Origin of the sequence: Halalkalibacter flavus, from assembly GCF_036663575.1 — a bacterium.
GTDB lineage: Bacteria > Bacillota > Bacilli > Bacillales > Bacillaceae_D > Halalkalibacter > Halalkalibacter flavus.
Genome location: NZ_JAWRVK010000014.1, coordinates 48,809 through 65,493 on the forward strand (window position 1 = coordinate 48,809; position 16,685 = coordinate 65,493).

The 16,685-nt window shown below is 37.1% G+C and carries 9 protein-coding genes; all 9 read right to left on the minus strand.

Going from position 1 to position 16,685, the window contains the following annotated elements:
* Window positions 1–301 precede the first annotated feature (301 nt).
* Complete coding sequence (locus tag SAY88_RS11110) at window positions 302–6,403, minus strand: GH32 C-terminal domain-containing protein (protein WP_332631828.1); 6,102 nt, start codon at window positions 6,401–6,403, stop codon at window positions 302–304.
* 173 nt (window positions 6,404–6,576) lie between these two features.
* Window positions 6,577–8,841 (minus strand): GH32 C-terminal domain-containing protein, encoded by a 2,265-nt coding sequence (locus SAY88_RS11115; protein ID WP_332631830.1) that lies wholly within the window; start codon window positions 8,839–8,841, stop codon window positions 6,577–6,579.
* A gap of 77 nt (window positions 8,842–8,918) precedes the next feature.
* Complete coding sequence (locus SAY88_RS11120) at window positions 8,919–10,529, minus strand: ABC transporter substrate-binding protein (protein WP_332631832.1); 1,611 nt, start codon at window positions 10,527–10,529, stop codon at window positions 8,919–8,921.
* Between the two features lie 197 nt (window positions 10,530–10,726).
* The gene (locus SAY88_RS11125) at window positions 10,727–11,323 is read right to left on the minus strand and encodes a YesL family protein (protein ID WP_332631833.1); all 597 of its coding nucleotides are present in this window, start codon (window positions 11,321–11,323) and stop codon (window positions 10,727–10,729) included.
* A 51-nt stretch (window positions 11,324–11,374) separates the two neighbouring features.
* On the minus strand, window positions 11,375–12,271 hold the full coding sequence (locus SAY88_RS11130; protein ID WP_332631835.1) for a carbohydrate ABC transporter permease: 897 nt from the start codon (window positions 12,269–12,271) through the stop codon (window positions 11,375–11,377).
* A gap of 15 nt (window positions 12,272–12,286) precedes the next feature.
* Window positions 12,287–13,282, minus strand: coding sequence for an ABC transporter permease (locus SAY88_RS11135; RefSeq protein WP_332631836.1), 996 nt, complete (start codon window positions 13,280–13,282; stop codon window positions 12,287–12,289).
* Between the two features lie 250 nt (window positions 13,283–13,532).
* Window positions 13,533–13,796, minus strand: coding sequence for a sporulation histidine kinase inhibitor Sda (gene sda / locus SAY88_RS25965; protein WP_431308860.1), 264 nt, complete (start codon window positions 13,794–13,796; stop codon window positions 13,533–13,535).
* A gap of 28 nt (window positions 13,797–13,824) precedes the next feature.
* Window positions 13,825–15,312 (minus strand): glycoside hydrolase family 32 protein, encoded by a 1,488-nt coding sequence (locus tag SAY88_RS11140; protein WP_332631838.1) that lies wholly within the window; start codon window positions 15,310–15,312, stop codon window positions 13,825–13,827.
* 181 nt (window positions 15,313–15,493) lie between these two features.
* The gene (locus tag SAY88_RS11145; RefSeq protein WP_332631840.1) at window positions 15,494–16,495 is read right to left on the minus strand and encodes a LacI family DNA-binding transcriptional regulator; all 1,002 of its coding nucleotides are present in this window, start codon (window positions 16,493–16,495) and stop codon (window positions 15,494–15,496) included.
* Window positions 16,496–16,685: the final 190 nt, after the last annotated feature.

Genomic DNA, 16,685 nt, shown 5'->3' on the forward strand with positions numbered 1-16,685 from the left:
ATTTAATAGTATATTATATTGTTATCAACATTTGTAGACCCAAAAGAAGACACTAGGAGATAATCAAAGACAAGCACTCAAATCAGATTTTTCAGAGCTATTTCTAGCCACTCTTAGTAAACAATAGCACCCGAATACCTATGGTAGAGTAGAAAAATATATATAGGAACACTAGTAAGCTAGCTTTTAATATTGAATGCTCTTTTATTATTGGGAGTGTTTAACATATACTTAAATAGTGAAAAGAAAACCCCTTTTCAAGTAGATGGCTACTTAAAAAGGGGAATCATAACCATTTTTATTATTTCACTTCAACTGGCACATGGAAATCATCAACATTAATGTGTCCCCATCCACCCGTATCATTATCCACTAATAGAATATAACAATCTGTTCCGATGTAATCATATGCATCCCAGTATACTCTGCTGTATGCTTCTCTATTGCCACCCGTTGCTTTCATTAAAATCTTCCCATCAGACTCTCTGACAAGAGCTACATATAAATCATAAATGTTATCTCCCCCTGAAACTAAGAAGTTTATTTGACCGTTTCCTCCTAGGGTAAATGTCTCCGAGCGCATGGATCCTGTGAGAGAATCATCACCTGTATTGACACTCCAGAAATGATAGTTACCGACGTGATTAAATGGTCCACCCCATCCCCAATCATTTTTATCCGTAACATCACTAGGACTAAATGCATCACCAGAAAGAATAGTCCACCCTTCTAGTCCATCTTCAAAACTTGGATTTGTGATGTTACGAGCTGGAGGAGGGGCGATGACGACAATTTTTGTAGTTGCCTTATGGTCACCATCCCTTGTTTCCGCTATAATTTCTACCGAGCCAGGAGCATGTGCAGTAACTCTGCCATTTGTAACTGTAGCAATAGTAGGATTACTAGATGTCCAGATTACATCCTTGTTCGTAGCATTTTGCGGCGAAACAATTGGTGTTACATATTGATTTGTTCCAGTCATCATTTCTTGCTTTTCTTGATTGAGACTAACTCCAGTTGCTGGAACCTGTTTGTACGCGGAGTTCATCTCCCATACTTTCAATGACTTTACAACAACGGTTTCACTATTTTCATTCGCCCATAACTGAAGCCCTGTTGCATCCGTTCTTGTAGGATAAGCTCTCGTTGTTATATTTTGCAGTCCATTCAAGTATGCTTCAACCATCGAACGATCAATAAATACTCTTAGTTTTACATTTTCATCATGAAGTTCGACGTTTCCTCCTTGATACCAAGCTTCTAAATCTCGATTTAAACTGGACTTTGTTCGGTCAACCCAGAACTCTTCGTTGCTCTTTTTATAATAAAGAGTCGTACCTTCTTCTCCATCCGGAGTTCTCCTTACCGTTATTCCAGCTTCGTTCGCTAACCCTTGATCTAATTCAAGTTGAACCTCAAGCATATCCCCTTGTACGTTTGAAAGGATTTCATTTGCCTGATCGAATGATGTCTCTTCCGTAATATTAACAAGTTGTTTGCCTCGAAGCGATTCAACTTCTTCAATTGGAGCGATTCCAAGTCGATCATCATCACGAAGATATACATGAAGCGGCAAGCCAAAGTTATGAGCATAACCAGAATCATAATCGATTAACGCTGTTCGTCTTCCTTGTGTAATGCTGTAAATTACCGTTCTCCCATCAGGTGTTACAAAGCCTGCTGGCCCAGTGAAATAATCTCCATAATCAATTAATTTTGGTTCTTCATCATCCGGTATAAATCGCGCCTCTTCCTTATCCCATGTCCCTATCCAATACCATGTGTACCGAGATTGATATTGCTCCCTTTCCATTTTAGCAGGATTGATAAGCAAGATATGTTTTCCGCTATCTCCTAAAGGTAAAAATATCGGCAACTCCCAAACACGTCCTGTAAAAGGATACTTTTCATAATCCCCAACAAGTAATTCTCCTCGATAATCCCAATTTTCAAAACTTGAATCTTGTGTAGAATAAACGAGAGCTGTTCCTCCTACAGGATCTCCACTTTCATTTTCTACCCCTGAAGTAATGAACATAAACCACGTATCTCCATCTTTAAAAACATATGGATCACGAAATTCTCCCATTATTCCTTGGCCTGGCTTTTGGTCTAGAATCACTTCTGGATGTTTTACCCATCGATTTAAATCCGGATCACCATCTTCTCCAAACGTACTTCTAGCTATGTTTATCCGTTGATTTGGCGTCTTACGGTCATCACCAGCTGTGTAAAAAATTACAGGATTTCCGAAATCATCTACAACTGCATCTCCTGCCCATGCACCATCGGGATCAACGTCATGTCGACCTGGAACAATGGCATCTTCTACATCTCTCCAGTGAATCATATCATCACTAACTAAATGGCCCCAGCGAATATGATTCCAATATGGTCCCCGCGGATTGCTTTGATAAAAGACATGGTACTGGCCATTAAAGTAGAACGGACCACCTGGCTCATTTTGCCAATGTACTGGTGGTGCTGCATGATACTGTGGTCTGTGCGGGTCATTCTCTAGGATGCTTCGATCAATACGAAGATTTGGAGTAGGCAAGTTCCCGTTTACTTGCATTATATAACGATCATATTCACCTCTCACTTCCTCCGCTGAAAGTGCGCGCCCTCTTAATTTCACTTCGTCCATAATGCCGCTAAACATATTTAACGTAAACCCGTACAACCACATTCCATCATTGTTCTTTCCTATTTTTAATGGGTTAGAACTTGGTTTGATTTTGGCGCCTTGAGGCAAGTCTGCTGACGCAACTTTTTCACCGTTTAAATATAAAACAGCTTCACCAGTTGAACTTACATAGGTTGCAGTCACATATGACCATTCCTCTCGTGGCAGCAACGTATCAGACATGACTTCAAACCAGTCATCACCCGTTCCAAATTGCAGGCCCCATGTGCCATGGCGAAAGTGACCTAGAATGAATCCTTCTTTTTCTTCTCTATTATGCTGGTTAATAATAGCGGAAAGTCGCCCTTCATCTCCATGTTCAAAGTTCCTTGGAGCAACCCATGCTTCAAGCGTAATCTCATCCTCCAAAACTGGCGTTTGATTAGGTAGACTTTCTATCCAAGTTGAATAGCCATCAAACAGCAATGCTCCATTTTCAATGCCGTCGTCTCTCCACATTGGATCACGTGCCGGTTGATATACACCTTTATTAAGAAAATAATGTACAGAATTAGAGGAATCTGTTACTTTTTCCTTTACAGTTGTTCCTTGTTTCTCGTCAAATGCCCAATGCCCAAGTAATTCTCTTGAAAATTTCGAATTATACACATTAAAATCATCAACATTTATATGCCCCCAAGGACCTGTTGCATCATCAACAATTTTAATAAAGACTTCCTCACCTAAATAGTTAGAGGCATCCCAAAATACACGTTGGAACGTTTCAGAATTTCTACCTGTTGCTTTAAAGAGAACTTCTCCATCTGACACGCGGACAAGAGCCACATATAAACGATCAATATCATCCCCGCCCCCTATTAAAAAATCAATTCCTCCATTTCCACTTAGAATAAATGGGTCAGAATGTAATTCTCCTGTAGCTTCATCACCAGCTGCTTTATACCCCCACAAATGGTACTTACCTTCTTGATCAAAGGTCCCACCTTCGCTCCAATACTTCTCATTTACTAAGCTATCAGGACCATATGCATCACCACTTATAACCTCCCAACCCCAAATATCATCAGGATGAAGACGTGTATACTCGAAATCACTGTTATAAATGGCAGGCTCTATGTTTTTATGCAAAGAAGGAGTTGGTGGAACATTAACGTCATCTAAATTTAAATGCCCCTCAGTAGATTTGTCTACGATTTCGATATAATACACATCTCCTACATAAGCCGATGCATCCCAATGAACTCTTCGGTACGTATCATTCCCGTGGCCTGTTTCTTTAAGTACGATTTCTCCATCGGATTCCCGAATGAGAGCTACATATAAATTATCGATATCATGATCTCCCCCAATAAGAAAATCAATCTGCCCGTCACCACCTAAGGTAAATGTTTGAGATCTCATGACACCAACTTTTGAATTATCTCCTCCTCCTCCCCATATATGCCATAGGTTATTTTGATTAAAAGGCTGCTTGTTCCAAAAATCAGTTTCATCTGTAATTGAGGCATCGCTAAACGCATTCCCTCTAACAACTGTCCATCCTGTTAAGTCACCTGTTTCAAAACTAGGATTTTCAATATCATGTGGTCCTTCTTTTTTACTAGAATTATTAACACGAATATCATCTAAGTTGATATGTCCAAATCGACCAGAGTGCATATCAACAACTTTAAGATACATTGCTTCTCCTAAATAATTAGATGCATCCCATGTTACTCTTTCGTATTGTTCAGAGTCTCTACCAGTTTCCCTAAACAATTCTTTCCCATCAGAAGCTCTTACTAAAGAAACATAAAGTCGTTCAATATCATCTCCACCGGCGATGAGAAAATCAATAGTCCCATCTCCACCTAAACGGAATAAACTAGATGTCATGATTCCTGCTCTTACATCCGAACGTTCCTCAGACTTTGCTCCTGCAAACCCCCATAGATGGTAAGTTCCCTCATGCTTAAATGGTCCTCCCCAGAACTCTGCTTGATCTGTAACAACACCTTCAAACGCACTACCATAAGGAAACCATCCTGTTAAGTCTCCTGTTTCAAAATTTGGATTTTCAATATCCTCTGGAAGTTTATCTACATCTATCTCACTTGGAGTAAATCCAAAGCTTCGTTTAAACTCCATTTCATAACTTGGTGTAAAGGTAGCACTATTTAGTTGAAAGATTTCTAAATTGGTTATATAGATATCTCCTTCGTCTCCGAATAACTCCACGCCTTTGCTATTGCGATTAGGGAAAATTTGTTCCGTAAATACAATCTCACCATCGTTTAAAAACACTTCAACCGACGATCGGTCAATCAGAATGTGTAACTTTATGATTTCATCTTCAAAGTTGTAAGGTGCTGTATGCTTTGCTGCAAAATCTGAATGGAAATCAACTATTCCTGAATTGGTTCGATCCACAAAACTGATTTCCTTCTTTCGGTTCACACCAATAGATGTATACTCTCCATCTCCTTTTCTTACTTTAAAGCCAATTTCATCTGCCGTTGTTTGGGTCATATCAATTTCTGCAATGATTTCCAAACTATCTCCTTCAACACTTGAAAGAAGCTCATTGGAGCTGGAAGTAAGTTCGTTGGACCAACTTTGATTTTTATCACGAAGGTCTTCTAATTCCTCAACTGGAGTTTGAGTTAACATCATCTCATTATTGCTCTGTTTTAATTTCAACTCTCGCGGAATCGTCATAGCACTTCTCCAAGGATCTGTTGGAGTGTCTCCAGCATATTGAGGTGTACTCATCCAACTTAATAAAATTGGTCGATTGTTTGGTGTATTACTCCAAGTAACACCTGCATACATATCGGCACCATAATTTAACCATTTAATGTTTTCCTTATCGGGAATAAATTCGGTTCCATCAAAATCACCAATAAAATACCCCATTGATTGGCCACCTGTTGGTCCATTCGCTACACTCGTAATGAGAACCCATTTTGTTGAATCATGTAATCCATCACCCGTCGTATCAACTGGTAGATTAATAAGGTCCGTACACTCCCATATTCCAAGATCACCATTAACTTCTGGGGTCTCAAATCTACCTTCCTTTTTCCATTCTTTTAAATTCTTCGATGAATAGAAATCTACTTGCTTTCCTGTTGCAATCACAAAGATCCATTTTTCCTCTTCCTCATACCAGAATACTTTCGGATCTCTAAAAACCCCATCACCACCATTGCTCACTTTTGTTTCTTCCGGCATGTTTATAATAGGATTCCCTTCATATTTCTCCCATGTTCTACCTTTATCATTACTATACGCTATCCCAACTGTCTGATTTTCATTTCCTAACTCATAGGAAAAGACTGCTATTAAAGGTGGAGTTTTTCCCGTTTGGAAGCCACTCGTATTGTCATAATCAACAACAACACTTCCAGACCAGATAAACCCATTTTCATCGGGGAATAAAGCGATTGGTTGATGTTCCCAATTGACTAAATCTTTACTTATGGCATGTCCCCAATACATCGACCCCCATACTTTTTCTGTTGGGTTATGTTGATAAAATAAATGATATTCGCCATCCAAATACACCATCCCATTTGGGTCATTCATCCAATTTTTCTCAGGAGTGAAATGAAATTGGGGGCGATAATCTTCATCATAATAACTATTCAAACTATCACTACCTTCTTTTAAATCATTTGAAACAGCACTTACACTAAATAAACTCAGAGACGATTGACCTATCATCAAATAAATTACAAACATGATTAAACATGTTTTTAATAGACCTTTCTTCATTAAAATATCTCCTTTTTATAGGGTAATATTGAACAAAGAAATGAAGGTAATGAGAATTCAGTCACTTATCTTTCAAGAAAATCTCAAAATAAAAGCGCTTTCATTTCTGGGGGTGGATGAGACAGCCCAGCATATAGACGCATGGTTGCCTCATTGCTTTGGGTCTGTACTCCTTAATGTATTCCTCTCAATTCCCACACTCTAATAGATTCCACAATTACCTCATCATTTCCAAATAGAGATATTCCTTTCGAATCTTCTCGCGTTGGATACACTCGAGTCGTTAAACTTTTCATGTCATTAATATAGGTTTCTACCATCGACTTATCTAAGAAGACCCGTATTTTCAAAGGTTCGGCGCTACTAAGATCTACTTCTCCCCCTTGAACCCCTCTCGTCTTTTCTTTTGGATCGAGCGTAGTCTTTGACCGATCAACGAAAAATTCACTTGTAGATTGATTATAATAAAGTAGTGTTTCCTCATCACGACCCTGTGATTGCCTTATATACATTCCGATGCATCCTTGCTCTCTTTGTTGAAAAGTCGCTTCAATCTCAAGCATATCTCCTGAAATATCCATTAACGATTGATTGACTTCAGCAATTGTCACCTTCTCTACATCCAAAAGTGTTCTCTTACGAAGAGTTTTCACTTCATCAATCGGCTTACATTTCAAACGATCATCTTTCCCCAAAAATAGTTCAACAGGTAATCCGCCATTATGAGCCCAACCAGAAGCATATTCATACTCGATCGGTCTCTCTCCTTGAGCAATGGTAAATAAAATGAGCCGCCCTGTTTTCGGGTCAATCATTGCACTTGGGCCCGTAAAGTGAAAATCACCTATATCTATAAGCTTTGGCTCTTCTACATCTGGGATAAAGACTCCGTTCTCGCAATCCCATTTCCCTATCCAATAGAAAACCTCAACATCGGCTTCATCACCAATCGGACTAATGATAAAAATATGTTTGTCATTCCCTTTACTATCCTTTCCTAGAGGAAGCAGAATTGGCAACTCCCAAACCCTTCCTAAATAAGGGTATTTTATGTTATCACTTATATAAAGTGGACCTCTGTATGACCAATCGATTAAATTCTCTGACTCAAATAACAAGGCTGTTCCACCTTGCCCGTTAATCCCCGAACCAACTAGCTGATACCACACCTTGCCTTCTTTCCAAACAAACGGGTCACGAAACCCATCATCATCTAAGTTACAGTCTTTAGGTTGAAACAGGATCGGCTCTAGGTGCTTTTCCCAATGTTTGAGCTCTAAGTCACCGTCACTATTGACCTTGCTTCTTGCCAGCCCTATCATTTGGTTCGGAAGATAATGATTGTTTCCAGCAGTAAAAAATAAAACAGGTACTCCTTCTTCATCAAAATGTGCACAACCTGACCATGTTCCGTCTGGATCGACCTGATTTTTTTCAGGAGAGAGAGAAATAGGAATATCCTTCCAATGAATTAAATCCTCACTCACCCAATGCCCCCAGTGAATATTTCCCCAATAAGGTCCTTGAGGGTTATGCTGATAGAACAGATGGTATTTCCCTTCATAATATAACGGGGCATGAGGCTCATTCATCCAATGACCAGGTGGGGTCAGATGATACTGTGGTCGGTGTTTATCATTTGAAAAGTCCTCACGATGAATAGCTATATCCTCATGTTTTAACGAAGGAATTTCACCTCCATTGACAGTTAAATAGGAGCGGAACTCTTCCCTTATTTCCTCTGATGTTAATGCCCTCTCATAGATACAAACCTCATCCATAAGTCCACTAAACATACCAAGTGAAAATGTTCTCTCAATCATCTTTGAATGATTGTTCTTTCCAATCAGCAAGTCAACATCTGCAGGGAGGAATCGTGAATCTTTTTCTACTTGCTGTTTCGATGCTAATTTTCCATTTACGTAAATTGCTATTATTCCTTCACTTGAATCAAATGTTGCAACAACATAGGTCCACTCATTTTTAGGTAACGTAACTCCCTCTGTAGACAAATCAACCCAACCACTAGTTAAGCCAAGTTGAAATGATAGTGTACCAGTTTTATAGAACCCCAAAATAAATCCTATCTCCCGCATGCGATCATGCTGGTTTATTAATGCTGTTACACTCTCACCTTCAATTCCCCCGAAAGAATAAGGAGCAACCCACATAGATAGCGTCATTCCCTTTGTAGGTGGCAAAAAGGATTCTTTTTCTCTTTGAATAAACGTTGAGTATCCGTCGAACCATAACGCGTTTCCTCGAATCCCTTTTCTCCGTTTGATACTTCTATTTGGTTGAAAAGCCGCATCATGAAAAATATAGTGGATGGAGTCATCTCTTTTTTGTACTTTCTCATATGTCGTCTTTCCATCTGTCTCCTCAAATGACCACTGTGCGATCAGGTCTTTGCTTATAGCATAATCTCTCACTCTCACTAGTTACCCTCCATTTCTCATATCATTTAGGCATAAAAAGCCGGAAGTTTAGGCTCCGGCTTTTTTACTATTATTGCTTACAAGTTTGAATTAAATCGATCTAAGCCTTCTTGATAGATTTCCATTAATTCACTTAGTCCCATCTTTTCTAACTGATCAAGATATTGATCCCATTCTTTTTCAACTCCACCATTTAGTAACCAAACAGCTTGTTTCTGATTGACAAAGTCCATAATTTCTACTTCAAGTCGATTGATTCGGTCAAGTTCTTCAGCCGTAAAGAAAATTTGAGGGTAATTTTCTTCTACTAGATATGGAGCATATACCTCTTCAATATCTTGTAAACGTTGTTTCGCACGTGGTTCCATATCAACAACTGTTCCAAAGTGTTCAGCTAACACGACAACTGGACCATTCGGAGCAACCCTTTGACGAAGTTCTCCCATTGATACGCCTTCTTCTAACTCCATGTTCACTAACATGCCATTTTCATCTTCTTCATAAATAGTACCAATTGGCCCCCAACTAATTTGTGCAGACATTTTTGGCTCATATAACTGATCTACCCAACGCATCGTAATCTCTGGATGCTTGTTCGCTGATGTAATGACAAATTCGGCTCTTCCGTACTCTGAATAGTTGGAACGGCCAACCATCTTATGTCCATTTGGTCCCTCTAATGGTGGTAAAAGTACATAATCATCAGCACGTTCTGGTCCGACAATTTCTTCTGACTCCCACCATATATACGATCCTAGAGTTTCCGGATTTGTCTTCCCTTTTGCAAAATATTGACTCACATCTTGAGTGAAAGATTCTGGATCAATTAATCCTTCTTCAACCCAACCATGAAAATATTCGATTGCTTCTTTATACTCAGGTTGAACAACTGTAAAAAATACTTTACCATCACGAACAATTCGGTGATCGACGTTATCTGGAATTCCAAATGCAGCAAACATATCACCAAAGTTTCCAGTCCAAAAGTTATGCATATAACTTAATGGAATGACATCATCTTTGCCTGTTCCGTTAGGATCTTGGTCTCTAAAAGCTCTTAATACATCACCATACTCATCAAGCGTAGTTGGCATATCAAGCCCTAAATTATCCAACCACGTTTTATTTATTGATGTGAAGTTTGGAACCGCGCTTAAGCCCATCTCTTCTGCTCTTGGCAAAGAATAGATATGTCCATCTGGTGCAGTAACCATACTCTTTAACTCAGGTCTTTGTTCGAATATCTTTTTCAAATTAGGAGCGTATTCTTCAATTAAATCTTCCAATGGTATAATAGAACCCGCTTGACCGTACTTAACAAGTTCGTGATCTGTGAATTGTGCGTTATAGAAAGCATCCGGAAGATCATTACTAGCTAACATGAGATTCTTTCTTTCTTCATAGCCTTCCCCAGGAATATTGTTCCAATTAATATGAACGTTTGTCATTTCTTCTAAAGTTTGAATGATTTCCATTTCATTATAGTCTGGTGCAAGTGGGGCTTTTGGCGAAACAAAATTTAAGGTCACTTTTTCTTCTACGATTGGTAGACCCTCTTTATTAAATTCACTAGTTAGTTGCGCTTCTTCATTCGATTTTGCTTCATCGCTTCCTGCTTCATTAGAACAAGCCACAAACATAAGCATTATTGTCATGATTAACATACATACACCTAATCTTTTAACCATTAAAAACTCCCCCTGTATTCATTTATTCGTTTCAAAAACCATAAGTCAAAGAGTTATGGACATCACCTCCTCAAAGGAAACGCTTTTTAAGTCGATCCATACGCTATTTTAATAAAGACCTATTCATATAATCGATTACGTAAATGCAACTCATTTCTTTAATAGTTGTGAAGAAGCCATTGTAAGTTAGAGTCATTTTAATAAACGGCTCCTACTTTTTTAAAGGCTTCATAACAAGATACATAAATGAAATAACTAACAAGGCTTGTGATGAAAATCATCATAATTGGAATTTGATATATTAGGTATCCTGCAATAAATAATAGAGCCAAACTTAGCATCGTATATTTAATTTGACTAATCGCAATAAAAAATGAATTTTGGATTAGCTGAATCATTGGTAACTCAAAATGAACCGTTACTGGAATAAGGTAAACCGATGTAGAAGCAAATAGCAAAAGAATAAATCCAATAACTACTGTCATAACTAAACCAACTATTGAAGCTGTAGGCTGAAGTAATTGGATATTAGTAAATAAAATGACTGTCAAAGGTGCCCAAATGATCGTTAAGCCTACACTTACTTTGAAGTTCTTAAGAAAGTGTTGGAAAAACGGCTGCATGACACCTACTTCTTTCTTCATGTGCCAATCTCTTATCACTCCAAACATTGCTATTGTTGAAGGAAAGAATGTAATAACAGGTAAACAAGCGAGGAGCCAAAGCAAATTTAATAGAAAGAAATTTACACTTACTTCAACAATGCGATATAATTTCGAATCTAAAACTTTCATTCTACTTAGCCTCCTTCTACTTTCATTCTTCCTTCAACAAACGATCATGAATTAGCCTTTTATCCCACCAATCATAACGCCTTGAACAAAGTATTTTTGAATAAATGGATATACGATTAATAGTGGCAAGCTTCCAACAATAATCACTCCATATTTAATAAGGTCTGCTATTCGTTGTTGTGCAGCTACAGACTCAAGATCACTTACCATTGTAGCTGCTGCTTCATTTTGAATTAAGATATTACGCAAGATTAGTTGAAGCGGATATAAGCTTTCATTGTTCAAATAAATTAAGGCATCAAAATATGAATTCCAATGACCAACTGCATAGAACAGCACCATAACGGCAATGATAGGTTTTGATAGTGGTAAAACAATCTTTGTAAAAAACTTTGTATTTGAACATCCGTCAACCTTGGCCGCCTCTAACATTTCATCAGGTATGGTAGCTTGAAAGAATGTTCTCGCCACAATAATATTCCAAATCGCAACAGCTTTTGGAATAATCATCGCCCACATCGTGTTGACCATTCCTAGATTTTGAACAACTAGGTATGTTGGGATTAATCCACCTGAGAAAAACATCGTAAATACAAACATAATCATGAAGAAATTACGACCATAGAAATCCTTTCTTGATAACGCATAGGCAGCAGTTAAAGTAAGAGCTACATTTAAGGTCGTGCCCAAGACTGTATAAATAATTGTATTTTTGTATCCAGTCCATATTTTCCCATCTGAGAAGATTCTACTATATCCTTCAAAGGTAATTTCAACTGGATATAACCAAACATCACCGGCAAATATACGATCAGGATTACTAATAGATGCAATTACGATAAAATACAATGGGTAAAGAATAGCAAGTAACATTAGCGTTAGTAGTGTAATGTTCACTGCATCGAAAATCTTATCTTCTCTTGAACGTCTAATTTTTGTGATATTCATTTCATCCACCCCCTGCTACCATAAACCGTTACCTGATAGACGTTTTACTACCCTATTTACATACCATAACAACACTAGATTAATAATGGCATTGAATAATCCAACCGCAGCTGCAAAACTATATTGAGCTTGCTGTAGACCAACTTTATACACATATGTTGGAATAATCTCTGCTGAACTTTGATTAAGTGGAGTCTGCAGTAAATAGGCTTTCTCAAAACCAATATTCATAATATTTCCTACAGATAAGACTAATAGTATCATTGCAATTGGAAGTATAGCTGGTATATCAACATGTATAATTCGTTGAAATTTATTCGCTCCATCCATAACTGCAGCTTCATGAAGTTCAGGACTTACTGCTGCTAGAGCAGCAAGATAAATAATAGCAGCCCATCCTGTTTCCTGCCAAACGCTTGAACCAACATACAAAGGTTTGAACCAAGAAGCTTCAGCTAAAAATCTAATAGGATCCATTCCAAATAACAACAATATATTGTTAACGATCCCATTGTTTGAGAAAAATACATAGACCATACCGACTAAGACAACGACTGATATAAAATGAGGTGCATAGATGACAGTTTGTACAAACTTTTTATAACGTTTGAAAACTAATTGGTTTAACATTAAAGCGACAATGATTGGTAAGGGAAATGTTAAAAGAAGTTGTAACACACTAAGTGAAAATGTATTATAAATCAAATTCCAGAACTGATAAGAATCAAAGAAGCGAATAAAATGGTCAAAGCCTACCCACGGACTTCCGGTAATCCCTAATCCTGGTGAGTAATCACGAAATGCAATCTGTACCCCATACATTGGTATGTAATGAAAGATGATAAAGTAAAGTAATGTAGGGAATAGGAATAGGTAAAGCTCCCAATTCTGTTTAATTTGTTTCCACCGATTGTTTTTCCTTGGTTTTGACGGTTCAGGTTTCGTTACTGGGGTTATTGGAACCTGTTCGATCTGAGGTGACATTTCTGTTCTTTTCAACGCAGGTTTCATCTTGACTCCCTCCCTCATAAAATATTAATTATTGTCATGGGCAGTGGTTTATTTAATTATTAAAAACATAAATACGTAATCGATTAACTAACTTATAAATTTATAGTCATTAGTTACACTATATTTAAATTACAAGTAAATGTAACCGCATACAACACAGAAAATCGATTACGTAAACGATTAATACACTAAAAATACAATAAATTCTGAAAAAAGTCAATTGAATTATTAAGAAATTTTAATTTTGGAATTAACTAGTACTGTACAATCTATTAATACTCTGTCTATTATTTAGCTCTTTTTCTAATAGTAAAATAAAGTCTTTATTATCATTTAATTCTATAGCGTTTGTGTACACTTCTAATAGAAAGTCAGTAGAAAGTAAATGAAGACTCAAATTTTCTTCCCCTTTCCAGTACATTCCCGAGTTGTTTCTTTTTTCATAATCGTTACTTAACAAGCAAATGAAAGTATAGTAAAGGAACTCTTTACAACACATAGGATTCACTTGCATCTTCTCTAAGGTTTGTTCGAAAAGTCCATCATTCCCATGTACTTTTTAGAGTATATAACTCTAAAGAGACAATTTTCACTTCACCATTCACAACATAAAACTCCATTTCTTTACTTTGATCTTCAGGAAAAACTAAATCTGTGATTACTGCTTCACCATCATTAAAAAATACTTCTACGGAGGATTTATCAACGAAAAGGTGTAATTTAAAAGTTTCTTGACTATTGTTCATTTGGAATGAATGTCTTCCCTTAAACTGATTACTAAATTCATGTTCTCCAGCATTTTCACGATCAACAAATAAAACATTATTTAAAACGTTATAACCAATAGCTGTCTCCTCTTTATTTGAAGATTGCCTTACTTTAAATCCAAACTCATCTGCAGTTAGGTTTTCTATTTCTACTACTATTTCAAATGTATTTTCTTTTTGACCCGCTAAAACATTCGCGTCTCCATTAACATATTGATTTCTAATAACATATTGATCTAGTCGTAGTGATTTCAATTCCGCTATCGGCTTTTGAAAAAGCTTTATCAAACCGTTCTCCATTTTTCTAAGTTCAACTTCACGGGGAATGGACATCGTACTACGCCAAGGACTCGTCGGCAGCTCATTAGCATACTTCCAATTACTCATCCATGCCATCCAAATTCTCCTTCCGTCTTTTTCAGGTATATCTGAAAAGGATTGAGCAGCGTAAAAGTCTTTCCCATAATCTAACCAATTAATTTCATTTGGACTATTTTCATTTTGAAATGTGACCCCATCAAATTCACCAATAAAGTACTGACCGCCAGAACCACCTGCAATAGCTCCATCGCCTAAATCGACTTGCAAAACCCATTTATTGTTGCTCGAATCTCCATCTACGGATAATTGAAATAAGTCTGGACACTCCCAAACACCGCCATGTGCCCCCTCATCATTTCCAAACTCACTTAAATAAGTCCAGTCAATTAAATTAGTTGATCCATAAAGCATAACTTTTTGACCTGCTGCAAGCACCATAATCCACTTATTTGTTTCATGATGCCAAAAAACCTTAGGATCTCTAAAATCCTTAATTCCTATATTGGGGATCACAGGGTTACCATGATATTTCACCCATGTTCTACCTTTATCCTTACTAAAAGCAATGCTTTGGGATTGCACTTCTTCTTTGCAATGAGTAAAAATTGCCACTAATCCTTCTTTTCCATTAAAGAATCCAGAAGTATCATTCCAGTCTACAACAACACTTCCCGAAAAAATGGTTCCCAAGTCATCTGGTTCAAGTGCGATAGGTAAATGTTCCCACGTTAGCATATCCTTACTAACTGCATGCCCCCAATGCATTGGTCCCCACTGAAGTCCACCAGGATGGTATTGGTAAAATAAATGATATTCACCTTCGTAATACACCATTCCATTTGGGTCGTTCATCCAATTTTTCTTGGGTGTAAAATGAAATTGCGGGCGATATTTCTCTGAATAAAATTGAGAATTGTTATAAGTTTTATTTAAAACTGACATGGCTAACACTCCTATCAATTATGTTTTAAAGCTTGATTGAACTTGTTTTAAACTAGGCAAAGCTGATATTGCTTCCCTTCATTCTAGTCGCTACCCTTATTACTCTTTTATTCAGGCTTTAAAATAAACATCACTCCCTTACGTAATCGATTACGTAATATTTAAAAGGAGACAATCTCCTTTATATCGATTCTCGTGAGATAAAATTAGTAGGTAATAAAATATTTTCTTTTCCTTTTTTCTCTCCCTCTTCAATCCTTTTTAATAATATGTTTACTGCTTTTTCACCCATCTCATAAGATGGTTGCTCGACCACCGATAATGGAGGTGTAGTAATTTTCATCCAATCATAATCATCAAAGCCTATAATAGCAATATCACCTGGTATTAATATGTTAGATTCGTTGAGGAATTTAAGCGCCCCCATTGTCATAACATTGTTAGAAACAAATATCGCTGTAACTCCTTCTTCATTCACTAACTCTTCTGCTAACTTATACCCTTCACTAAAACCGGGTGATCCTTCTTTAATTAGCGATTGGTCCACTTGAATGCCGTACTCATCAAGCGCTTTCATATAACCTGTTAACCTGTCGTTACTCGTTGATATTCCTAAGTGACCAGTAATAAAACCAATTTTTTGGTAACCTTTTTCTAACAGAGTACTTACAGCTTCAAAAGTACCAAGGTATCCATCAGACATAACAATATCACCATTATACCCCTCAGGTTTACGATCAATAAAAACTACAGGATAATCACCAGTAAAAGCGTCCTCATATTCACTATACTTAGAAGCTGTCGGGGCTATTATTAAGCCATCAATTAACTGTGTATTAAAGAGTTTAATCTGATCAATTTCCGTTTTTAGATCTTCATGAGAATTCCCCAAAATTAGATTATAACCTTTCTTTTTCACAATAGTTTCTATCCCATTAGCTATTGACATAAAAAAGAAGTTTGAAGTGTCCGTATAGACCATAGGGACAATGAGACCAATAATCATGGATTTTCGACTTCGTAAACTTTTAGCGACTAAATTCGGCTTATAATCTAATTGCTTCATTGCTTGATAGACTTTCACTTTTGTAGATTCTGAAACATACCTTGTTCCATTGATCACATGAGATACGGTTGCGGTTGAAACATTAGCAGCTTTAGCTACATCTTTAATTCTAGCCATAAACCTTCTCCTTTGAAGCGCTTTCTTTTAGGTGTTGAAATTCACGTAATCGTTTAACTGAATATTATAACAAAGGTTTCTTCCTGTCAATTAAATTTTCAGACAAAAGCTCATTTTCTAAAGATAGAAATTATTACTACGTATACTTCCTAACCTTACGACATTATTACTTTAAAAACATCCCGCCCAC

Coding starts and splice junctions, on each gene's coding strand:
- SAY88_RS11110 (WP_332631828.1), bottom strand. CDS start 6,403: ATGAAGAAAGGTCTATTAAAAACATGTTTAATCATGTTTGTAATTTAT.
- SAY88_RS11130 (WP_332631835.1), bottom strand. CDS start 12,271: ATGAATATCACAAAAATTAGACGTTCAAGAGAAGATAAGATTTTCGAT.
- SAY88_RS11125 (WP_332631833.1), bottom strand. CDS start 11,323: ATGAAAGTTTTAGATTCGAAATTATATCGCATTGTTGAAGTAAGTGTA.
- SAY88_RS11120 (WP_332631832.1), bottom strand. CDS start 10,529: ATGGTTAAAAGATTAGGTGTATGTATGTTAATCATGACAATAATGCTT.
- SAY88_RS11135 (WP_332631836.1), bottom strand. CDS start 13,282: ATGAAACCTGCGTTGAAAAGAACAGAAATGTCACCTCAGATCGAACAG.
- SAY88_RS11140 (WP_332631838.1), bottom strand. CDS start 15,312: ATGTCAGTTTTAAATAAAACTTATAACAATTCTCAATTTTATTCAGAG.
- sda (WP_431308860.1), bottom strand. CDS start 13,796: ATGCAAGTGAATCCTATGTGTTGTAAAGAGTTCCTTTACTATACTTTC.
- SAY88_RS11145 (WP_332631840.1), bottom strand. CDS start 16,495: ATGGCTAGAATTAAAGATGTAGCTAAAGCTGCTAATGTTTCAACCGCA.